Below are 19,066 nucleotides of genomic sequence, written 5' to 3' on the forward strand. Positions count from 1 at the left end.
TAAGGAATACTGCATTGGAGCATGTGTCGACGGGGACCCTCATCATTATCCTGGTGATCATGATCGTGGTCTCCGCTTACTTCTCCGCCTCCGAAACCGGCATGATGACGCTCAACCGTTATCGCCTGCGTCACCTGTCCAAACAGGGCAATCGCTCGGCGCGCCGTGTGGAGAAGCTGCTGCAAAAACCGGATCGGCTGATCGGCCTGGTGCTGATCGGCAACAACCTGGTCAACATCCTCGCCTCGGCGCTGGCGACCATCGTCGGCATGCGGCTGTATGGCGACCTCGGCGTGGCGATCGCCACCGGCATACTGACCTTCGCCGTGCTGCTGTTCGCCGAAGTGCTGCCGAAAACCTTCGCCGCGCTCTACCCGGAACGCATCGCCTTCCCCAGCAGCTTCCTGCTGGCGCCGCTGCAAAAAGTGATGTTCCCGCTGGTCTGGCTGCTCAACGGCATTACCAGTATGACGCTGCGCCTGTTCGGCATTCGCACCAACGTGCGCATCAGCGATGCCGTCAGCAAGGATGAGCTGCGCACCATCGTGCGCGAATCCCAGTCGCAAATCTCCCGGCGCAATCAGGACATGCTGATCTCGGTGCTGGATCTGGAAAAGGTGACGGTTAACGACATCATGGTGCCGCGCACCGAGATTGTCGGCATCGACGTCAACGACGACTGGAAGTCGATCATGCGCCAGTTGACCCACTCGCCGCACGGCCGCATCGTGCTGTACCGCAGTTCGCTGGACGACGCCATCGGCATGCTGCGCGTGCGCGAAGCCTACCGCCTGATGACCGAGAAAAAAGAGTTCAACAAAGAGAACCTGCTGCGCGCCGCCGACGAGATTTACTTCGTGCCGGAAGGCACGCCGCTCAACGTGCAGCTGGTGAAGTTCCAGCGCAACAAAGAGAAGGTCGGCATCGTGGTCGACGAGTACGGTGACATTCAGGGCCTGGTCACGGTAGAGGACATTCTCGAAGAGATCGTCGGCGACTTCACCACCTCGATGTCACCCACGCTGGCGGAAGAGGTCACGCCGCAGAGCGACGGCTCGGTCTTGATCGACGGCACCGCCAACGTGCGCGAGCTGAACAAGGCCTTCAACTGGACCTTGCCGGCCAACGAGGCGCGCACCGTCAACGGCATGCTGCTCGAAGAGCTGGAAGAGATCCCCGAAATCGGCACCCGGTTGCGTATCGGCCATTACGATATCGACATTCTCGACGTGCAGGGCAACATGATAAAACAGGTGCGGGTCACGCCGATCACCTCGCTGCAGTCCAGCGTCGGCCATCACTGACCGCTGGCCAGAACGTAAAAAAGACGCGAAATCGCGTCTTTTTTTCTCTGCGGGAACTCGCGGCTAGATATGCAGTTCCTGCAGCTTCTCTTTCGGCAGCGCCAGCTCGTCGTTGTGGTTCACCACCACGTCGTTATCCAGGATGTGCTTGGCGATCTCCTGCGCTTCTTCCAGCGAGTGCATATGGTAAGTGCCGCACTGGTATTCGTTCAGCTCAGGGATTTTGCGCTGGTCGGTCACTTTCAGCACGTCGGCCATCGCCGCTTTCCACGCATCGGCTACGCGCTGCTCTTCCGGCACGCCGATCAGGCTCATGTAGAAACCGGTACGACAGCCCATCGGGGAGATGTCGATAATCTCCACGCCCTGGCCGTTCAGGTGGTCACGCATAAAGCCGGCGAACAGGTGCTCCAGCGTGTGAATGCCGCGCTCGGGCATCACTTCCAGGTTCGGGCGGCAAAAGCGCAGATCAAACACCGTGATGGTATCGCCGTGAGGCGTCTTCATGGTTTTCGCAACGCGGACAGCCGGGGCTGCCATACGGGTATGATCGACGGTAAAGCTATCCAGCAATGGCATTTCGCTACCTCCTCGTAAAAGAGCATTTATTTCGAAACTTTTTTTCCTAACCGGGAAACCTTTTCCAACCCTGCGAGTCTCAGTATCTGAAAGACGCGCATTTGTTATCATCATCCCTGTCATCAGAGATGCATATTTGGCCACATTGATGTGGCCTTTTTCTTTTTCAGCTTCCGCCGTTTTGCTTCAGGAACGCTTCAAAGCTTAGCGTATCATTGGCTTCTATGTCGCGTTGGCGTTGCCACGAGGCTTCCCGCTCTTTATCCAGCTCGGCCTCGTTCAGGATTTCCAACGGCTCTTCCAGCAGCATCTTGCGATATTGCTCCGCCAATTGCAGGCCGACGCGCCCGGTGCCTTCCGCTTGCATCGCTTTCAGGATGCGCGCGGAGAAGGTCAGCTCAGGGTCGTCGAACGCGGCGACCAGCTCATCGCACACCTGCTGGTATTGGCGATCGCCGGCTTCGCCGTCCAACACTTCCGCCACTCGACGCAGATCGGCGAACAACGCCTTGCCCACTTTTTCGAGCGGTTCATGGCTGGCGCCACAGCCGATGCCGATGGTCTGGCCCGGCTTGCGGCCCTCCAGGATCACCCGGTTCCAGTTCTTGCGCGTGCACAGCAGTTCATCGCTGCTCATCTCCGGCGCATCGGCCAGCGCGCACCACACCAGGAACAGATCCAGGAAACGCGCCTGCACCGCATCCACGCCAATCGGCGAGAACGGGTTGATGTCCAGCGAACGCACTTCGATGTATTCGATACCACCGCGCAGCAGCGCGTCCGACGGCGTCTCGCCGCTTTTGGTCACGCGCTTCGGCCGGATCGGCGCATACAGCTCGTTCTCGATTTGCAGCACGTTGCTGTTCAGCTGCAGGTAACGGTCACCCTCTTTCACGCCCAGCTTGGCGAACTCTTCGGAAGGCGTCGCGATCGCCCGCTTCAGACCGGCCACATAGCTGTGCAGATCGTTAAAGGTGATGCCCAGATTGCTCTGCGACTTGTTGGTATAACCCAGGTCGCTCAGGCGCAGCGAAGTGGCGTACGGCAGGTAGCACATCCCCTGCTCGGTGCGCTCGAACGGCAGATTGGTCTCGCGCCCCTTGAGGAACGAAGAACAAATGGCCGGCGATGCGCCGAACAGATACGGGATCACCCAGCCGAAACGATAATAGTTGCGGATCAGGCGGAAATAGCCCGCCGAGATCTGCTCTTTACCGCTTTCTGCGTCCTGCACGCCGGCCCAGGCCTGCCAAAACTCCAGCGGCAGCGAGAAGTTGTAGTGCACGCCGGAAATGGTCTGCATCAGCGCGCCGTAGCGATTCTTCAACCCTTCGCGGTACAGCGTCTTCATGCGGCCGATGTTCGACGAGCCGAACTGCGCCAGCTCGATATCCTGCTCGGCTTCGATAAAGCACGGCATGCTGAGCGGCCACATGCGCTCTTCGCCGATATTGCGCGCCACGTAGCGATGAATATCGCGCAGGAACGTCAGCAGGTGATCGATATTGTCATCAACCGGCGTAATGAACTCTAACAGCGCTTCGGCGAAATCCGTGGTGATCCAGTGGTGCGTCAATGCCGCGCCCAGCTTTTCCGGATGCCCGGTGGTCGCCAAGGTGCCGTTCGGCGTGACCCGCAGCGTTTCACGCTCGATGCCGCGACGAATGCCTTTTAATGCCTGGGGATGGGCTTCCAACCAAGAAAGCGCCTGTGATACGTCCGGGATCAAATTGACCTCCCGCTTCTAAAAACAATAACTCGTAAGCATACTGAATCCGCACCCGAGAGAATATTGAGTTATATTCACTTGGTTACTGCCACCAGGCGATGCCCTGTACCGTTATCATAGCCAAAACGATGTAACGCAGCGCCTTTCCGATACACAGAAACAGCGCGACAGAGCCCCAGGGCATGCGCAGCCAACCTGCCAACACGCACAACAAATCGCCCACCACCGGCACCCAGCTGAGCAACAGCGCAGCCGGGCCGAAGCGTTGCAGCCACCCGAGCGCCGTTGCCAGCCCCCGCTGTGGTTTCAACGCCGGTAACAGGCGCCCGATAATGACATTGGTCAAGCCACCCAGCGTGTTGCCCAGGGTCGCGGCCAGCACCAGCAACTCCGGCGAGACGCGACTCTGGGTCAGCAAGGCGACCAGAACGATTTCTGAATTTCCCGGCAGCAGCGTCGCACTGAGGAAGCTACTGCCAAATAACGATATTACGGCTAGCGTACTACTCACAGCGTACGGACGTCTACCACCGCCATACCGGCGCTTTTCGCCGCCTGAATGCCGAAATCAGCGTCTTCAAACACCACGCATTTTTCCGGCTGCACGCCGATCAGTTCGGCGCAGCGCAGGAAGGTGTCCGGCTCCGGTTTGTGGCGCTGCACGTCGTCCGCACCGACGATCGCGTCGAAGCAGTTGAACAGGCCGAGATGACGCAGCAGCATTTCCGCCATGCGGTGCTCGCTGCCGGTGCCGACCGCCATCGGACGGCGGCCATGATAGGACTTCACCACCTCGATCAGCGGCAATGGACGCACGCTGTCCAGCAGCATCGCTTCCACCGCGCGGGTTTTCTCCGCGGCCAGGTGATGAGGATCGAGATCGGCCTGATGGCTGGCGATAATCGCCTGCGCGATGCGCCAGGTCGGCGAACCGCTCAGCGCCACCATGGCCGTTTCATCAAACGTCATGCCATAACGGGACAGCACTTCACGCCACGCTTTACGGTGCGTTGGCTCGGTGTCCAGAATCGTGCCGTCCATGTCGAAAATAAGACCCTGATAGCGGTCGTACATCGTTACTCCATGATCGTTGAGGAAAGAAAACTACTTTAGCGTAAAGCCGTTGGGTTGTCGCTGACTGCGTCATAACGGAATGTGCTGTGCCCTATCGGGCGCAAAGGAGGACAGGGGTGAAGAGAGAATGGTTAAATGCTGAAAAGCGAAAAACCCGCCGAAGCGGGTTTCTCTTAGATGGTGCATCCGGGAGGATTCGAACCTCCGACCGCTCGGTTCGTAGCCGAGTACTCTATCCAGCTGAGCTACGGATGCATTACTGTTTTTACTGCTTGCCTGCTTCGCTAATGAAGCCAGACTTAAAGAATGGTGCATCCGGGAGGATGATTCGGCGTTTGCGCCTCACCCTGCGGGCCGTTGCTGAAGCAACGTTATCCTCCCTAAGGGACACTTTCTTTTTTACTGCCCGCCTGAAGATTTCTCTTCGCTGTACGGGAAGTGAAGAATGGTGCATCCGGGAGGATTCGAACCTCCGACCGCTCGGTTCGTAGCCGAGTACTCTATCCAGCTGAGCTACGGATGCACAGTAATTCTTTGATACCCTATGGTACTTTGTTCCCAACTCTACCATACGGCTAATATGGTGCATCCGGGAGGATTCGAACCTCCGACCGCTCGGTTCGTAGCCGAGTACTCTATCCAGCTGAGCTACGGATGCAAATGGCGGTGAGGCGGGGATTCGAACCCCGGATGCAGCTTTTGACCGCATACTCCCTTAGCAGGGGAGCGCCTTCAGCCTCTCGGCCACCTCACCAAACGCTTCTTTCGAATTGTGCCTAACTTGCTTTAGAGAAGCTCATCGGCACTGCGTGGCGCACATATTACTTTCTCCGACTTTTAAGTCAAACAATTTTTCCCAACTCATGCGCGTTTGCACAATTCGCACCCAACATGGGCGATTTCACGGCAAAAAGGGCGTTTTATCAACAGGCAACCGCAGCGTCTGTAGCAACAAAGCAGGAAACTAACCGGGAAAATAATCACGAAAAAGAAGAGGGAGGGTGAAGGAAGTGGGTAAAACGATGCAGTAGCGTCTCGTCTGGCAACGAGACGCTGCTTCGGAATCAGTAAGTCGTCTGCTGAGACTTCTCTGCCTGAATGCGCTGATAGATTTCTTCACGGTGAACCGAAACCTCTTTGGGGGCGTTCACACCAATACGCACCTGGTTGCCTTTTACCCCTAGCACAGTAACCGTAACCTCATCGCCAATCATGAGGGTTTCACCAACTCGACGAGTCAGAATTAACATTCTTTGCTCCTTGAAAGATTAAAAGAGTCGGGTCTCTCAGTTTCCCCGTCATTATCCATCATATGTGGTGAAAACGTAAGCCGCGCAACCCACAATAAGTGTAAGCAGACTTGGTCCCACCTCAGATAATGGTAAGTTTAGCCGACCTGAAAAACTTTGTTCCCGCAATTGTAACTAAATTGTGTTAGCACAGTATGAAAACGCCATAATCAACAAAGTATTATGGCGTTTGTGCGTGCTATTTATTTATATTCACAGCTTCGAGGCCACCCAGGCTTCTACGCTGTTTAACGCCGCTGGCAGGGCGTTGATATCCGTCCCCCCCGCCATCGCCATATCCGGGCGACCACCGCCCTTGCCGCCAACCTGCTGCGCCACGTTGCCGATCAACTCGCCGGCTTTCACGCGGTCAGTCAGATCCTTGGTCACACCAGCAACCAGGCTGACTTTGTCATCAGCCGTCGTTGCCAACACGATGATGGCAGAACCCAATTGATTTTTCAGGTCATCTACCATGGTGCGCAGCATTTTGGCTTCGACATTGTCCAACTGGCTGACCAACAGCTTCACGCCGTTAACCACTTTTGCCTGGCTGGACAACGAAGCACTCTCCTGCGCCGCCTGCTGATCTTTCAACTGCTGCAGTTCTTTTTCCAGCGCGCGCGTGCGATCGAGCACCGAGCGCACCTTATCGGTCAGGGTGTTGCTGTCGCCCTTCACCAACTGAGCAACGTCTTGCAACAAATCGCTTTGCTGATGCAGCGTAGCGATAGCGCCAGCGCCGGTCACCGCTTCAATACGGCGGATGCCCGCCGCGGTGCCCGACTCGCTCAGAATGCGGAACAGGCCGATATCGCCGGTGCGGCTGGCATGCGTACCGCCACACAGTTCGGTGGAGAAGTCGCCCATGGTCAGCACGCGCACGTTGTCATCGTATTTCTCGCCAAACAGCGCCATCGCGCCCTTCTCTTTGGCATCTTCCAAGGCCATCAGCTCGGTCTGCACCGGCAGGTTACGACGCACCTGCTGGTTCACCAGATCTTCCACCGCGCGGATTTGCTCCGGCTTCATCGCTTCGAAGTGCGAGAAGTCGAAACGCAGGTATTTGTCGTTAACCAGCGAGCCTTTCTGCGCGACGTGGTCGCCCAACGTTTGGCGCAGCGCGGCGTGCAGCAGGTGAGTTGCGGAGTGGTTCAGACGAATGCTGTTGCGGCGCTCAGCGTCGATCTGCGCGTCCACGCGATCGTTCAGCTTCAGCGAACCCTGCGCCAGTTTGCCCTGATGGCCGATAGCCTGACCGTATTTCTGGGTATCGTTGACCGTAAACTCAGCGCCGGCGGCTTTCAGCACGCCTTTATCGCCGACCTGGCCGCCGGATTCGCCATAGAACGGCGTCTCATCCAGCACCACCACCGCCTCTTCGCCGGCGTTGATCTGATCGACCGGCTGGCCGTCGCGGAACAGCGCGATGACCGTCGCCTGCTGCTCGTCGTGATCGTAACCGCTGAACTGGCTGCTGCCGTCCACGCGGATCAGGCTGTTATAGTCGGCGCCAAAGCCGCTGGATTCGCGCGCACGGCGGCGCTGCGCTTCCATCGCTTCTTCAAAGCCCGCTTCGTCGACTTTCAAACCGCGCTCGCGGCAGACGTCAGCGGTCAGATCGATCGGGAAACCGTAGGTATCGTACAGACGGAAAGCGGTTTCGCCGTCCAGGGTATCGCCCTGCAGCTTGGCCAGCTCTTCGTCCAACAGCGCCAGGCCACGCTCCAGCGTGCGGGCAAACTGCTCTTCTTCGGTTTTCAGCACCTGCTCCACCAGCGATTGCTGGCGTTTCAGTTCGTCGGCCGCCGGGCCCATCACTTCGATCAACGGCGCCACCAGTTTGTAGAAGAAGGTGTCTTTCGCGCCCAGCATGTTGCCATGGCGGATCGCGCGACGAATGATTCGGCGCAGCACATAGCCGCGGTTTTCGTTAGACGGGATCACGCCGTCCGACACCAGGAAGGCGCAGGAACGAATGTGGTCGGCGATAACGCGCAGGGATTTGTTGTCCAGATCGGTTGCGCCGGTCACTTTAGCCACGGCGGCGATCAGGGTACGGAACAGATCGATTTCATAGTTGGAGTTCACATGCTGCAACACCGCCGCAATGCGCTCCAGACCCATACCGGTATCCACAGAAGGTTTCGGCAGCGGCAGCATGGTGCCGTCGGACTGACGGTTGAACTGCATGAAAACGATGTTCCAGATCTCGATGTAGCGGTCGCCGTCTTCTTCCGGGCTGCCTGGAGGGCCGCCCCAGATGTGATCGCCGTGATCGTAGAAAATCTCGGTGCACGGGCCGCATGGGCCAGTGTCGCCCATCTGCCAGAAGTTGTCGGAAGCGAAAGGCGCGCCCTTGTTGTCGCCGATGCGGATAATGCGCTCGGCCGGTACGCCGATTTGCTTCTGCCAGATGTCGAACGCTTCGTCATCGGTTTCATACACGGTGACCCACAGTCGCTCTTTCGGCAGGTTGAACCAGTTTTCACCGGTCAGCAGTTCCCATGCGTAGCCGATCGCGTCGTGCTTGAAGTAATCGCCGAAGCTGAAGTTGCCCAGCATTTCAAAGAAGGTGTGGTGACGCGCGGTATAACCGACGTTTTCCAGGTCGTTATGCTTGCCGCCTGCGCGCACGCAGCGCTGCGAGGTGGTGGCGCGGGAATAGGCGCGTTTGTCGAGCCCCAGGAAAACATCCTTAAATTGGTTCATGCCGGCATTGGTAAACAGCAATGTCGGATCATTGTTAGGCACCAGGGAGCTGCTCGCTACAACCTGATGACCCTTACTATGAAAGAAATCGAGAAACGCTTGACGGATCTCAGCGGTGCTCTTGCTCATAATTTTCCTGGAAAGGCTAGAATAACGACACGTGAGCCGGTGACGCGTCATCCCGACGATGACAACCAGCTCACGAACAAAAAGTGGGGATAAGATAAATTTTCTTCAGAGGGAAGTAAAACCCCGTATGCGCTCATTGCGCAAAATCACGGTAAATTGACTGAATTTCTTCCTGGAAGAAGCCGCGATAGAGCAGATAACGCTGCACTTTGGCTTTCTCTTTCCAGTCGGTTGGCAACGCATCGCCAAATTTTCGCTGCGCCACCTGTTTTGCCTGTTCGCACCAGTCGATATCGCAATCCGCCAGCGCGTCCTGCACCAGCGCTTTGTCGACGCCCTTTTGCATCAGTTCGCTGCGGATGCGCTGCGCACCGTAACCTTTACGGCTGCGGCTGCCGATGTAGCTGTGAGCGAAACGCTTATCGTCCAGCCAGTTATGCTGGTAACAGTAGGCGATAACCTGCTCGATCAGCGCAGGATCCACCGGCTCTTCAACCACCGGCGGTGATGCCGGCGCATGTGGCCCCTTGCTGCCAAAACGGGCTTTCGCCACAAACGGCTGCGCCGCAAGTTTGCGGCGCAGTTCAGCTTCACTATGATCGCGTTGCGACAGCAGGCGCATGGCGCGGCTTAGCAAGTCATTCATCATTCAAGCCTGAATTTATGGGATATGCGCCACACGAACGGCGGCGCACATCTTCAGCGATTAGAACTGCTCGCTGGTTTCCGCTTCGTCGTCTTCGAAGTCGTCACCGGAAGCGGCCACCAGCTCACCGCCGCTGTGCAGCAGCAAATCGCGCAGCTTCTTATCCAGCTCGGCGGCGATAGCCGGGTTTTCTTTCAGGAAGTTACAGGCATTCGCCTTGCCCTGACCGATCTTCTCGCCGTTATAGCTGTACCAGGCGCCGGCTTTTTCGATCATCTTGTGCTTCACGCCCAGATCGACCAGCTCACCACGGCTGTTGATGCCTTCGCCGTACATGATTTGGAATTCAGCCTGTTTGAACGGCGCAGCGATTTTGTTCTTCACCACTTTCACGCGGGTTTCGCTGCCCACCACTTCGTCGCCCTCTTTAATGGCGCCGATGCGGCGGATATCCAGACGCACCGAAGCGTAGAACTTCAGGGCGTTACCGCCGGTCGTGGTTTCCGGGTTGCCGAACATCACGCCAATTTTCATACGGATCTGGTTGATGAAGATCAGCAGGGTATTGGCGTTTTTCAAGTTGCCGGCCAGCTTACGCATCGCCTGGCTCATCATGCGTGCCGCCAGACCCATGTGCGAATCGCCGATTTCACCTTCGATTTCCGCCTTCGGCGTCAGCGCCGCCACGGAGTCGACGATGATGACGTCAACCGCGCCGGAGCGGGTCAGCGCGTCACAGATTTCCAGCGCCTGCTCGCCGGTGTCCGGCTGGGAGCACAGCAGGTTGTCGATATCGACGCCCAGCTTTTTCGCATAGATAGGATCCAGCGCGTGCTCGGCGTCGATGAACGCACAGGTTTTGCCTTCGCGCTGCGCAGCGGCGATCACCTGCAGCGTCAGGGTGGTTTTACCGGAGGATTCCGGGCCGTAGATTTCGACGATGCGGCCCATCGGCAGGCCGCCGGCGCCCAGAGCGATATCGAGTGACAGTGAGCCGGTGGAGATCGTTTCCACGTCCATGGAGCGGTCTTCACCCAGGCGCATGATGGAGCCTTTGCCGAACTGTTTCTCAATCTGGCCCAGTGCCGCAGCTAACGCCTTTTGCTTGTTCTCATCAATAGCCATTTTTGCTCCTTCGTTTCGCAATGCCGGTGTTACCCCACACTGCCACTGAATGTATGTTGTGCAGGAAATGTCACTAATTATACTGTATGGTCATACAGTATCAAGCCTAATTTACAAAAATTCGTCGATGGCGGTTTGCAGCGCGAAAATCGTCGCCTGCAGCCGCACCGCATCGCGATCGCCCTCGAATTGCATCTTGCGCGACAGCCCCCGGCCATCGCTGCCGGCGAAGCCGAACCACACGGTGCCGACCGGCTTTTCCGCGCTGCCGCCGTCCGGGCCGGCGATGCCGCTTACCGAGAGCGCCAGATCGGCCCGCGCCGCACGCAGCGCCCCTATCGCCATCTCGCGCACCACCTCTTCGCTGACCGCGCCGTGCGCCGCCAACGTGGCTTCGCTCACCCCCAGCAGGTCGTGCTTCGCCGCATTGCTGTAGGTGACGAAACCGCGATCGAAATAGGCGGAACTCCCCGCGATATCGGTAATGGCCTTGGCGATGCCGCCGCCGGTGCAGGATTCCGCGCAGGTGATCCAGCGGCCCTGAGCCTTCAGTTTTTCCCCCGCCAGCACGCTGAGCCGGCGCAGTTGGTTTTCACTCATAACCCCTCCCTCGCGAATTCAGGTATATGCGCCCGATAGTAGCATTTATCAAGGCGGCGCGACGTCTGGCGCGCAGAAATGCGCAGCGCCTCGCAGGAGGTGCGGTTTTAAGCGCCCGGCCAAGCTGCTAGTATCAAAAGAAGCGCCCCAGCGAGCGGCGGCGCACCAGCACAAGGAACATCACGGAGGCGGCACGCTGCGGCGGCGGCCTCAGGGCGCACCAGAAGAGATTAGGACGATAGCGTGAAAAAAACGTTGGGCGTATTCTTGCCGTTGTACACCACCACCCTGCTGCTGCTGTTGGGCTCGGGCCTGCTCACCACCTACGTCTCGCTGCGGCTGGCCTCCATCCACGTCAGCAGCGCGCTGATCGGCGCCATCATCGCCGCCAACTACATCGGGTTGGTGATCGGCGGTAAGGTCGGCCACTTTCTCATCGCCCGCGTCGGGCATATCCGCGCCTACGTGGCCTGCGCCGGCATCATTACCGCCGCGGTGCTGGGGCACGGCCTGACGGCGTTCATTCCCGCCTGGGTTGCGCTGCGCCTGGTGATCGGGCTGTGCATGATGTGTCAGTTCATGGTGCTGGAAAGCTGGCTGAACGACCAGGCGGAATCCAACCAGCGCGGCATGGTGTTCGGTTTCTATATGGCGGCGACCTATCTCGGCATGTCGCTGGGCCAGATCGTGCTGATGCTGCAAAGCAATCTGGGCATCGCCACGCTGCTGGTGATCGCACTGTGCTTCGCGCTCTGCCTGGTGCCGATCGCTCTCACCACCCGCACCAATGCGCGCCACATGTCGCCGGCGCCGATGGAACTGCGTTACTTTGTCGGCGCCATTCCCAAGGTGCTGGCCACCACGCTGGTGATCGGCATGGTGGTAGGTTCGTTTTACGGCCTGGCGCCGGTCTACGCCAGCCTGCAATCCTTAAGCACGCAGCAAACCGGCCTGTTCATGGCGCTGGCCATCTTCGCCGGGCTGGTGGCGCAATTCCCGCTCAGTTGGCTGTCGGATCGCTATAACCGCCCCTTGCTGATGCGCCTCAACGCCATTTTTCTGATCGTGGCGGCGCTGCCGCTGGCGCTGCAGCCGCACATCGATTTCCCGCTGCTGCTGGCGGTGGGGTTCGTCGTCAGCATGCTGCAGTTTACGCTCTACCCGCTGGTGGTGGCATTGGCCAACGATCTGATCGAGCCGGAGCGTCGCGTCTCGCTGGCCGCCTGCCTGCTGATGGCGTTCGGCGTCGGCGCCAGCATCGGGCCGCTGGCGGTCGGCGCGCTGATCGAGCCGCTTGGCGGCAATATCCTGTACGCCTTCTTCGCCCTGTGCGGCGTGCTGCTGGCGGCCCTCAGCCGCACGGCGAAAGCGGAGGAGCCGCAGCTGGCGCAGGACGCGCCGGTGCCGCACATTCCGCTGCCGGACAGCCTCGCCAGTTCGCCGCTGTCGCCGGCGCTCAATCCGACCTTCGATGAGCAGATCATTCACGACACCATGCCGCCGCCGGAAGCGGCACCCGATGTCGACGAGCCGCAGCCTGAAGAACAGGAAGCGGAGCCCTTGCCTCAGGGCGCCGATCCGCAAGAGGACACCGGCCTGAAAAAGGCGCACGCCATGCTGTAAACGGCGCGGAGCTACAGATCCAGGAAAGAGCCCAGCAGAAAACCGCGTTCGGCGATCGCCGCTTTCAGCGTCGGCGCGGTCAACACATCCAGCTCGACGAGGCGCGGGTGGCAGTATTTGCTCTGCAGGATCGTCGCGTCGAGGAACGCCGGGTGGCACATCATTTCCAATGACTCGGCGCCCTGCTCGTCGGCGCGCGCCAACCGCTGCAGGAACAAGGCTTCGGAAATCGTTTCGCCGTAGAATCCCGCGTCAAACGTGTCGGTGCTGCAGGGCGTCTGCAACGCAATATCGCGCCGTTTCGCCTCTTCGCGATCGAGGCGCAGCGGCAGACCCTGCGCCTGCGCAAACGCCTCCACCAGCGGGTAAATCTGCGGCTGCATATGTACATGGTGGTGGCTGTCGATGTGCGTCGGCGGCCTGCCGAACAGCGTCACAAACCGCGTGAACTGGCGCTGCAGCTCCTCCTGGATCTCGTCCAGCTGCAGCTCGCCGGCCTCGGCGCGGCGCCACAGCCATTTACCCAATTCGCCATGCTCGTTGACCAGCGAAGGCATGGCGCCCAGCGGCCTGCCATGGGTCAAAACGAAATGCAGCCCGATCGGCAGCCCCGGATATTGCCGGCTGAGCGCCGCCGCGTGCTGTGCGCCGCCGCCGTTCACCATCGCCGTGGTAGAGGAAACGACGCCATGCTGATACGCCTCGATAACACCGTAGTTTTGTCCCTTGCTCAGGCCGAAGTCATCGGCATTCACGATCAGTAGTTTTTCCATAGTGGCTCCCGCGGGATGAATTTTTGGCAAGGGAAGCCCGACCGACCGGCGCGGCATTCCCCTTCGCTAAGGTAAAAATCGAATGATTAACCGGCCGGCGGCCTGAAGCTCATCGGCATATCGGCGTTGATACTGATCGGGAGCGGCCCTAAAGAGGGCCGTAGCACTTTTTTCGGTAGTTGCCTGGGGTCACATCGGTGAGCCGCTTGAAGTTTTTAATGAACAGGCTGACATCGCCATAGCCGGAATCGAAGGCGATATCGGAAACCGAATAGTTGGTGACCTCCAGCTGCGTCTTGGCGAAGTTGATGCGGATCTCATTGATCACCTGCATCGGCGTCTTGTGGTAGTAACGCCGCATCGCCCGGGTCAGATATTCCTGGGTTTTCCCCGACAGCGCCACCATGTTAGCCAACGCCCTTTCGCCGAACATCGCCTTGTCATGCATGCCGGCCAGGGTGTTCTTCAGCCACTGCGGGATATCATCGCCGCCATCGTTTTCTTCTTTATGGTGACGAATACGGCTGATCACATAGAAGGTCAGCGTTTCGAGAAATTCGGCGAAGTCGTCCTCGCGAAACTGCGGCGAGCTCACCACCGATTCGATATAGGCCAAAAACTCGTTTCTCAGGCTGTAGGCCTGCGAGGCGACGAAGCAGCGCGGCAGCTGCTGCAAATAGTGCTCTTCAAAGAACGCTTTGCTGACCGCCACGTTGAAGATTTTCGTCGCGCCGAACTCGTAAAAGCTCTGGTGGTAGGAGCCGATGGGGATAAAGACGAAATCCCCGCGCTCCAGCAGCACCCGCTTGCCGTTGATCTCCTGATAGCATTTGCCGCTCAGCACGATGGTGAACTCGTAATAGTCGTGCTGATGCAGCCCAGTGGCGCTTTCCACCTTGTTGTAGATAAACAGGTGAAAATCTTTGCAGTTAAAAAAATCCTGCTCGCGAATCAGCTTCACGTCGTTGGCACTCAGCGAAATTCGGTTGTCGGACACGGCGCCAGCCTCCCGTTAGTCAAATCCGTTGCGTCTGGCCGCCTCGGCAAACCAGTAGCCGCTTTTCTTGATGGTGCGGCGCTGATCCGCCCGATCCAGCCGCACCAGCCCATAACGATTCTTGTAGGCGTTCAGCCAGGACCAGCAGTCGATAAAGGTCCACAGATGATAGCCTTTGCACTGCGAGCCTTCCGCCAGCGCGCGGTGCAGCCACTTCAGGTGCTCGCGAATAAAGTCGATGCGGTAATCGTCCTCCACCCGCCCATTGGCGCCGATAAACGCCTCTTCGCCCTCAACGCCCATGCCGTTTTCCGAAATATAACAAGGCAGGTTGCCGTAGTTCTCTTTCAGATCCATCAGGATGTCGTACAGCCCCTTTTCGTAGATCTCCCAGCCGCGGTGCGGATTGATTTTGCGGCCCGGCATTGCATAGTAACTGAACAAATCCTCCGGCGATGCGATCGGCCCCTCGGCACGACGCCCCTCTTTCGCCTGCACCCTGCGCGGTTGGTAATAGTTGACGCCGAGGATGTCCACCACGCCGCCTTCAATCAGCTGCGCATCCTGCGGCTCGCAGTGGGGCATCAGCCCATGCCGCTCCAGCAGCTGCAGCAACGCCGCCGGATAACGCCCTTTGGCGACCGGATCGAGGAAACTGCGGTTGAGCAGCAGATCGGCGTCGTGCGCGGCCTGCCGATCCGCCGGCGCGTCGGAACGCGGATAGGTCGGGCTCAGATTCAGAATGATGCCGATGCTCCCCGGCAGCTCCCGCGCTCTGAAACGCTGCACCGCCATGGCGTGCGCCAGTACGCTGTGATACGCCACGGTGACCGCCCGTTTGAAGTCCACCACGCAAGGGTAATGCAGGTCATTCAGGTAACCGGCCTCCACCGGCACGATCGGCTCGTTGAAGGTGAACCAGTGGGTGACCCGATCGCCAAACAGGCCGAAGCAGATATCGGCGTAACGCGCATAGGCTTCGACCACCGCCCGGCTTTCCCAGCCGCCGCGCTGCTGCATGCACAGCGGCATATCGAAGTGGTAGAGATTGATAAACGGGGTGATGCCCTGCGCCAGCAGCTCGTCGATCATCGCGTTATAGAACGCCACCGCCTGCGGGTTCACCTCGCCGTCACCGTCCGGGATCAGCCGCGACCACGAGATAGACGTTCTGAAGGTATTGTGGCCCAGCGTTTTGAGCAGCCCGATATCGGCGCGGAAATGGTCGTAAAAGGTCGAGGCCTCGGCTGGCCCCACCCGATCGTGAAAGCGCTCGGGCGCGATCTCGAACCAATAGTCGAAGATGTTGCGGCTCTTGCCGTCGCGCGCGGCCGCCCCTTCAGACTGCGGCGCGGAGGTGGCGCTCCCCCACCAGAACCCGTCGGCAAATTGATATTCCATACTCGCGTCCCTCGCAGGGCGGCCACGCCGCCCCGTTCCACAGTTAGAATTTCAGCGCCTTGGCGATGTCTTCTTCGCTTTCCGTCGCCGCGTCGATCTGGCTCTGCGCCTTGTTGGAGATCGCCACGAACGGCAGATAAATCACGGTGGCGACCGCCAGGTTAAACAGGCTCAACAACATGGCCATGATGCTGCCGTTGGTGTTGAAGAACGCCCCCAGGCCGACCGGCATGGTCCAGGGCGCGATGTTGGTGATAGGCGGGATCAGCCCGGAGTAATAAGCCAGCGAGGTGATAATGGTCAGCACCGGCTGCACCAGGATGAACGGAATGAACATCACCGGGTTCATGATCACCGGCAGGCCGAACAGAATCGGTTCGTTGATCTGAAAAATGCCGGACGGCGTCGCCAGCTTGGCGACCTGGCGGTAATCCTCGCGGCGCGAGGCGATGAAGATGGCGATGATCAGACCCAGCGTCGAGCCGGTGCCGCCGAGGTAGATGTAGGAGTCGACGAACGGCTTCGCCCACATGTGGAACTCTTTCCCGGCTGCCACCGCCGCTTCGACCGAACCGTATTTGTTGTACAGCTCCACGTTTTCGAGTGCAAACGGCGTCATGATGCCGCTGTCCAGCGCCGCCAGCGCCATGGAGCCGTGCACCCCAAAGAACCACAGCAGCGAGGAGAACAGCACGTACACCCAGCCCACCACGCTGCCCATCTTGGCCAACGGCGCCGAAATGCCGTCCATGATGATCTGGTGGAAGTTGGTGCCCCAATGCGCCAGCGCGAACGCCACCAGCCCCATGATGGAGAGGATGATGAAGCCGGGGATCAGCGCCGAGAAGGAGCGCGACACCGAAGCCGGCACGCTGTCCGGCAGGCTGATCACCCAGTTGCGCCGCACGATGAAAGCAAACATCTCGGCCACCACCAGCCCGATCACCATACCGGAAATGATGTTGGCGCCGCCCAGCCAGTTGGCGCCCACCGCATAGGCCTCGCCGACGTTGAACGGCGTGACGGTCATAAAGGCCGCCACCGCCAGCAGCGCCGAGGCGAGCGGATCGACCTTGCGCTCTTCGGCCAACGCCATGCTGATAAAGAACGGCGTCATCAGGGACATGATCCCCAACGTGCCGTTGTACACGCTGCCGCCAATGCTCTTCAGGCTATTGAGCGTCTCGATGGTGGAGGCGTCCAGGCGCACGCCCAGCGAATAGAAGAACGATCCTTCGCCGAAGCTCAGGAACACGTTGTTGATCAACACGAACATCGCCCCGGTCAAGGTCAGCGGCATCAGGCGGATAAAGCCGTTCTTGATGGCGTTGACGTGGGGCTGCTTGCCGATTTTTACGGCGAAAGGCAGGATAACCTTCTCGAGCGAGGCAATGAGGGTATTCACGGCGGCCTCCTGTTATTGGTTGGCTTTCTTGATGGCGGCCACCGCGGCCTTCAGCACGCCCAGCCCATCGACCTTGCCGTACAGCAGAGGATCGATGACTTCAACGGGTTTGTTGGGCAGCTGTTTTTGCACTTCCGGCAAGGTGTAGGCAATCTGCGGCCCCAGCAGGATCAGATCCGCTTCAACGCCTTTCTCCGCAGCCAGCGCTTCCGGGTAGGCGGCGATGATCACCGGCACTTCGTATTTCTCGGCCTGCGCCTTCATTTTTGAAACCAACAGGGAAGTGGACATACCGGCAGAACAAAACAGATAGATTTTTTTCTTTTCCATTCCAAGCACCTCAGATAATCAAAAAAACCCCGTGTTATTTGTATGCCAGATGCAATCACGATTGCTTCACGCACATTCCTTATGAAAATTTCCGTCACGTTGCCCTGGTTGCAGACAGTATACGGAGCATGAAAAACGGATCGGTAAGCCAGGGGAGAGAATAACCGTCTCTCCTTGACCTGATGGCTTGACCCCCTTCACATTTCGCATAAAAAAATAGTGTGACCGGGCTCCCAAATAACCGATATAAACTCAGAATATTCGCAATAAATACTCAAATAACAATTATAAACAGACAGTTATAAACACGCCGAGAATTTAAGGGTTTATTTGCGCCTGAACAAACGAAAAGAGAATAAAAATAGTTCAAGCTTGATTCGCCTGCTGCTCTCCGAACGCGATGGCAGGCGAAGAGGATTAAGTGGGCAGACGCAGCAACTCGATCACCGTGGCCAGCGCCACGGAATGGTTCCTGCGGTTGGGGTAATAGAGGTAAAAACCGGGAAACGGCGCGCACCAGTCGGCCAACACTCGCCGCAGCCGCCCGCTCGCAAGATGATCTTCCACCTCCTGCTCGATGGCGAAGGCGATGCCGACGTGCGCCAGCGCCGCCTGCAGCAGCAGCCTGGCGTCATCCACGATCAGCGGGCTGTTGACCGCCACGGAAAATCGCTGCTCGCCCTGCTGAAATGCCCATTTGTAGCGCTCGCCCGAAGAGGCCTTGCGCCAACCGATGCAGCGGTGCTGCAGCAAATCCTGCGGGTGCGTCGGTTCGCCGTGCCGTTGAAAATAGTCCGGCGTGGCGACGATGGCAAAACGCAGATCCGGCGTCAGGCGCACCGCGCGCATATCGTTGTGCAGATCCTCGCCGAGCCGAATACCGGCGTCAAAGCCTTGCTCGACGATGTTGGCGAACCCTTCGTCCGCCACCACCTCCAGCGTAATGCCGGGATATTCGCTGGCCAACCGCCCCAGATGCGGCACGATGGCGAGATCGATCGCCGAACGCGGCGCGTTGATGCGCACCAGGCCGCGCGGCCCTTCGCGAAACGCATTCAGGCTCTCCAGCGCGGCGTCGATGTCGGTAAAGGCCGGCACCAGCTGTGCCAACAGATGCTCACCGGCCTCCGTCGGCGAAACGTTGCGGGTGGTGCGGTTCAGCAGGCGAATGCCCACCTGCGCTTCCAGTTCGCGCAGGGTGTGGGTCAGCGTCGGCGGCGTCACGCCCAATCGGGCGGCGGCGCGGCGGAAGCTGCGTTCACTGGCGATAGCCACGAAGGCCGCCAGGCCGGACAATTCGGGTTTCTTCATGCTATTAATATAAATTATCTAATAGTGAGATGAATTTTT

Annotated in this window: 17 protein-coding genes and 4 tRNA genes; 2 read left to right on the forward strand and 19 right to left on the reverse strand. The window is 58.8% G+C overall.

The genetic code is table 11. The features are described 5' to 3' along the window. Positions 1–14: 14 nt before the first annotated feature. Entirely contained in the window at positions 15–1,304 is a 1,290-nt protein-coding gene (locus tag ACJ8IN_RS02515; protein ID WP_033637180.1) for an HlyC/CorC family transporter, read from the forward strand. Between the two features lie 63 nt (positions 1,305–1,367). On the opposite strand, the gene luxS is transcribed toward ACJ8IN_RS02515, so the two are convergent. The 13 genes from luxS to pncC form a co-directional block, all read right to left on the reverse strand. Continuing rightward, a complete protein-coding gene (gene luxS / locus ACJ8IN_RS02520) occupies positions 1,368–1,883 on the reverse strand; it encodes an S-ribosylhomocysteine lyase (RefSeq protein WP_019455133.1) in 516 nt (171 codons plus the stop codon). 166 nt (positions 1,884–2,049) lie between these two features. Next, complete coding sequence (gshA, locus tag ACJ8IN_RS02525) at positions 2,050–3,612, reverse strand: glutamate--cysteine ligase (protein WP_047569248.1); 1,563 nt, start codon at positions 3,610–3,612, stop codon at positions 2,050–2,052. A gap of 82 nt (positions 3,613–3,694) precedes the next feature. Continuing rightward, complete coding sequence (locus ACJ8IN_RS02530; protein WP_004932520.1) at positions 3,695–4,123, reverse strand: YqaA family protein; 429 nt, start codon at positions 4,121–4,123, stop codon at positions 3,695–3,697. After that, positions 4,120–4,686 (reverse strand): fructose-1-phosphate/6-phosphogluconate phosphatase, encoded by a 567-nt coding sequence (gene yqaB, locus ACJ8IN_RS02535; protein WP_308325438.1) that lies wholly within the window; start codon positions 4,684–4,686, stop codon positions 4,120–4,122. Before yqaB ends, ACJ8IN_RS02530 begins: the two co-directional genes overlap by 4 nt. Positions 4,687–4,864: 178 nt before the next feature. Further along, positions 4,865–4,941 (reverse strand) — tRNA-Arg (locus ACJ8IN_RS02540). 191 nt (positions 4,942–5,132) lie between these two features. Continuing rightward, a tRNA-Arg gene (locus ACJ8IN_RS02545) sits at positions 5,133–5,209 on the reverse strand. 58 nt (positions 5,210–5,267) lie between these two features. Further along, positions 5,268–5,344, reverse strand: a tRNA-Arg gene (locus ACJ8IN_RS02550). 3 nt (positions 5,345–5,347) lie between these two features. Then, a tRNA-Ser gene (locus ACJ8IN_RS02555) sits at positions 5,348–5,440 on the reverse strand. Between the two features lie 310 nt (positions 5,441–5,750). After that, positions 5,751–5,936, reverse strand: coding sequence for a carbon storage regulator CsrA (gene csrA, locus ACJ8IN_RS02560; protein WP_004091602.1), 186 nt, complete (start codon positions 5,934–5,936; stop codon positions 5,751–5,753). A 252-nt stretch (positions 5,937–6,188) separates the two neighbouring features. Beyond that, on the reverse strand, positions 6,189–8,816 hold the full coding sequence (alaS, locus tag ACJ8IN_RS02565; RefSeq protein ID WP_033637175.1) for an alanine--tRNA ligase: 2,628 nt from the start codon (positions 8,814–8,816) through the stop codon (positions 6,189–6,191). A gap of 133 nt (positions 8,817–8,949) precedes the next feature. After that, entirely contained in the window at positions 8,950–9,462 is a 513-nt protein-coding gene (gene recX / locus ACJ8IN_RS02570; protein ID WP_033649272.1) for a recombination regulator RecX, read from the reverse strand. A gap of 60 nt (positions 9,463–9,522) precedes the next feature. After that, positions 9,523–10,587 (reverse strand): recombinase RecA, encoded by a 1,065-nt coding sequence (recA, locus tag ACJ8IN_RS02575; protein ID WP_004932541.1) that lies wholly within the window; start codon positions 10,585–10,587, stop codon positions 9,523–9,525. A gap of 111 nt (positions 10,588–10,698) precedes the next feature. Then, positions 10,699–11,187, reverse strand: coding sequence for a nicotinamide-nucleotide amidase (gene pncC, locus ACJ8IN_RS02580; RefSeq protein WP_033649270.1), 489 nt, complete (start codon positions 11,185–11,187; stop codon positions 10,699–10,701). Positions 11,188–11,430: 243 nt separating this feature from the next. On the opposite strand from pncC, the gene ACJ8IN_RS02585 reads away from it, so the two are divergent. After that, positions 11,431–12,810 (forward strand): MFS transporter, encoded by a 1,380-nt coding sequence (locus ACJ8IN_RS02585; protein WP_308325437.1) that lies wholly within the window; start codon positions 11,431–11,433, stop codon positions 12,808–12,810. A gap of 11 nt (positions 12,811–12,821) precedes the next feature. On the opposite strand, the gene chbG is transcribed toward ACJ8IN_RS02585, so the two are convergent. The 6 genes from chbG to ACJ8IN_RS02615 form a co-directional block, all read right to left on the reverse strand. After that, complete coding sequence (chbG, locus tag ACJ8IN_RS02590; RefSeq protein WP_308325436.1) at positions 12,822–13,583, reverse strand: chitin disaccharide deacetylase; 762 nt, start codon at positions 13,581–13,583, stop codon at positions 12,822–12,824. Between the two features lie 148 nt (positions 13,584–13,731). After that, positions 13,732–14,580, reverse strand: coding sequence for a transcriptional regulator ChbR (chbR, locus tag ACJ8IN_RS02595; protein WP_033637170.1), 849 nt, complete (start codon positions 14,578–14,580; stop codon positions 13,732–13,734). A 15-nt stretch (positions 14,581–14,595) separates the two neighbouring features. After that, positions 14,596–15,981, reverse strand: coding sequence for a glycoside hydrolase family 1 protein (locus ACJ8IN_RS02600; RefSeq protein ID WP_049233625.1), 1,386 nt, complete (start codon positions 15,979–15,981; stop codon positions 14,596–14,598). Positions 15,982–16,024: 43 nt separating this feature from the next. Continuing rightward, positions 16,025–17,386, reverse strand: coding sequence for a PTS N,N'-diacetylchitobiose transporter subunit IIC (chbC, locus tag ACJ8IN_RS02605; protein ID WP_004932557.1), 1,362 nt, complete (start codon positions 17,384–17,386; stop codon positions 16,025–16,027). A gap of 12 nt (positions 17,387–17,398) precedes the next feature. After that, positions 17,399–17,716 carry a PTS sugar transporter subunit IIB gene (locus tag ACJ8IN_RS02610; protein WP_004932561.1) on the reverse strand — a complete coding sequence of 106 codons (318 nt, stop codon included), beginning with the start codon at positions 17,714–17,716 and terminating at the stop codon, positions 17,399–17,401. 417 nt (positions 17,717–18,133) lie between these two features. After that, on the reverse strand, positions 18,134–19,027 hold the full coding sequence (locus ACJ8IN_RS02615) for a LysR family transcriptional regulator (RefSeq protein ID WP_197823696.1): 894 nt from the start codon (positions 19,025–19,027) through the stop codon (positions 18,134–18,136). Positions 19,028–19,066: the final 39 nt, after the last annotated feature.

Source organism: Serratia sp. CY31944, assembly GCF_052169175.1.
Taxonomy (GTDB): Bacteria; Pseudomonadota; Gammaproteobacteria; order Enterobacterales; family Enterobacteriaceae; genus Serratia; species Serratia sarumanii.

What these genes read in the sequence shown, in the direction of transcription:
- ACJ8IN_RS02615 (WP_197823696.1), bottom strand. Translation starts at nt 19,027, where the DNA reads ATGAAGAAACCCGAATTGTCCGGCCTGGCGGCCTTCGTGGCTATCGCC.
- luxS (WP_019455133.1), bottom strand. Translation starts at nt 1,883, where the DNA reads ATGCCATTGCTGGATAGCTTTACCGTCGATCATACCCGTATGGCAGCC.
- recA (WP_004932541.1), bottom strand. Translation starts at nt 10,587, where the DNA reads ATGGCTATTGATGAGAACAAGCAAAAGGCGTTAGCTGCGGCACTGGGC.
- csrA (WP_004091602.1), bottom strand. Translation starts at nt 5,936, where the DNA reads ATGTTAATTCTGACTCGTCGAGTTGGTGAAACCCTCATGATTGGCGAT.
- pncC (WP_033649270.1), bottom strand. Translation starts at nt 11,187, where the DNA reads ATGAGTGAAAACCAACTGCGCCGGCTCAGCGTGCTGGCGGGGGAAAAA.
- yqaB (WP_308325438.1), bottom strand. Translation starts at nt 4,686, where the DNA reads ATGTACGACCGCTATCAGGGTCTTATTTTCGACATGGACGGCACGATT.
- ACJ8IN_RS02610 (WP_004932561.1), bottom strand. Translation starts at nt 17,716, where the DNA reads ATGGAAAAGAAAAAAATCTATCTGTTTTGTTCTGCCGGTATGTCCACT.
- ACJ8IN_RS02600 (WP_049233625.1), bottom strand. Translation starts at nt 15,981, where the DNA reads ATGGAATATCAATTTGCCGACGGGTTCTGGTGGGGGAGCGCCACCTCC.
- recX (WP_033649272.1), bottom strand. Translation starts at nt 9,462, where the DNA reads ATGAATGACTTGCTAAGCCGCGCCATGCGCCTGCTGTCGCAACGCGAT.
- alaS (WP_033637175.1), bottom strand. Translation starts at nt 8,816, where the DNA reads ATGAGCAAGAGCACCGCTGAGATCCGTCAAGCGTTTCTCGATTTCTTT.
- chbG (WP_308325436.1), bottom strand. Translation starts at nt 13,583, where the DNA reads ATGGAAAAACTACTGATCGTGAATGCCGATGACTTCGGCCTGAGCAAG.